At 71.0% G+C, this 2,123-nt stretch carries 2 protein-coding genes; one reads left to right on the top strand and one right to left on the bottom strand.

What is annotated here, in order from left to right:
* On the bottom strand, positions 1-920 hold a 920-nt coding region (locus ACWGKT_RS05015), incomplete at its 3' end, for an adenosylhomocysteinase (protein ID WP_453272486.1).
* A 382-nt stretch (positions 921-1,302) separates the two neighbouring features.
* On the opposite strand from ACWGKT_RS05015, the gene lepB reads away from it, so the two are divergent.
* Entirely contained in the window at positions 1,303-1,977 is a 675-nt protein-coding gene (lepB, locus tag ACWGKT_RS05010) for a signal peptidase I (RefSeq protein ID WP_453272485.1), read from the top strand.
* Positions 1,978-2,123: the final 146 nt, after the last annotated feature.

Below are 2,123 nucleotides of genomic sequence, written 5' to 3'. Positions count from 1 at the left end.
TCCATCGCCGCCTGCAGCGCGCAGATCGGGTCGATCTCCGTGATGATCACCCGGGCACCCTGGCCGCGCAGCGACTCCGCACAGCCCTTGCCCACATCGCCGTACCCGCACACGACGGCGGTCTTGCCGCCGATCAGGGTGTCGGTGGCACGGTTGATGCCGTCGATCAGCGAGTGGCGGCAGCCGTACTTGTTGTCGAACTTCGACTTCGTCACGGCGTCGTTCACATTGATCGCCGGGAAGAGGAGCACGCCGTCGCGCTGCATCTCGTACAGACGGTGCACGCCCGTCGTGGTCTCCTCGGTGACACCACGGATCTCCGACGCCAGCTGGGTCCACTTCTGGGGGTTCTCGCCCAGGGTGCGGTGCAGGAGCTGGAGGATGACGCGGTGCTCGTCGGACTCGGCGGTCTCCAGGCCGGGGACCTTGCCGTCCTTCTCGTACTCGACGCCCTTGTGGACGAGGAGGGTGGCGTCACCGCCGTCGTCCAGGATCATGTTCGGGCCGCCGGTAGGGCTGTCCGCCCAGGTCAGGGCCTGCTCGGTGCACCACCAGTACTCCTGAAGGGTCTCGCCCTTCCAGGCGAAGACCGGGATGCCCTGGGGGTTGTCGGGCGTGCCGTTCGGGCCGACGGCGATGGCGGCGGCCGCGTGGTCCTGGGTGGAGAAGATGTTGCAGGAGGCCCAGCGGACCTGGGCGCCCAGGGCGACCAGGGTCTCGATGAGGACGGCGGTCTGCACGGTCATGTGCAGGGAGCCGGTGACACGGGCGCCGGCGAGGGGCTGAGCCTCGGCGTATTCCTTGCGGATCGCCATGAGGCCCGGCATCTCGTGCTCGGCGAGGGTGATCTCCTTGCGGCCGAACGCGGCCAGGGAGAGGTCGGCGACCTTGAAGTCCTGTCGGTTGTCGACAGTCGTCATTGCGAGCTGCTCCTCGGGATGGGGTCGAGGTGGGTACGGCTGGTCTGCGCGGCGGCGGACAGGGGTGCCCGAAAAGAGGGCACAGGCATGCCCACATACGCGCAGCGCAGTCCGTCGGAGGCCCTCTCTCCCTCGGACGGTCCGCTGTGGGACCGCCCGACCGCCATCAGCAGCGACGTCTGGCTCCGTCCCAAGCTACACCGCGGGCCCCCGCGGTCCCCAGTCCGGCGGCGAACACATCACGCCGATCACGGGGTGTGACCGGGAGCCGGGACGGGCCACCTGGGGTCGCTTCTGAGGTTGGAGTGACGGGTGTGCACAGGTAGTTCACGGTGGCCCGATATCCTCGCGCGCCGCGGATGGGCCGCATGGGGAGGATCGGATGGCGGGCAAGGGACGGGGACTCGGAGTCTCGGCACTCGTGGTGGGGCTGCTGGGGTTGGTGCTGGCGATCGGCACCTTCGCTCTCCTGCGGTCGGCGTACGGGGCTTCCACCATGTCGGGCAGCAGCATGCGGCCGACGTACGACACGGGTGACCGGATCATCTGGGAGCACGTCGACGGGAGCGAGGTGCGGCGCGGCGACGTCGTGATGTTCACGCCGCCGGAGTCCTACGGGTTCGACGGGATCCTGATGAAGCGGGTCATCGGTGTGGGCGGGGACCGCGTCGCGTGCTGTACGACGGTGGGCACGCAACAGCGGGTGACGGTGAACGGGAAGCCGATCGAGGAGCCGTACGTGTACGGCGGTGACGCCGACGGCGCGCACCAGTCGTACGACGTGAAGGTCCCGGAAGGGCGGCTGTTCCTGCTGGGCGATTACCGCGCGAACTCCAATGACTCGCGTTTCCACGCGACCGACCACGGCGGCACGGTGTCCGTGGACGCGGTGCGGGGCCGGGTGACGGACGACCGCAGGACGCCCGCGCTGCTCGGTGCGGCGCTGGTTCTCGGGGGCGTGCTGGTCCTGGTCGGTATCGGGCTGGGGATCGGGGCGTGGGCCGTGCGGCGGCGGAAGGCCGTGCAGGCGCCGCCCTGGCCGTGGCCGGTTCACTAGGACGACGAGAACGGCCGTGGGGGCGGGGCGCGGGGGGGCGGGGGGCCGCCGGCGCCGGTGCCGCGGGGGTGACGGAGCGTGGCGAGCGGCCCGGGGTCGGCGTCCCCCGCCGCGGGGCGGCGCCCCGCGGGCGCCGCGGGCGGGGC

The sequence above is a fragment of the Streptomyces sp. NPDC054794 genome (genome assembly GCF_053611585.1).
Note: the sequence above shows the minus strand (reverse complement) of the source record. Positions and strands in the feature narration are given on the sequence as shown.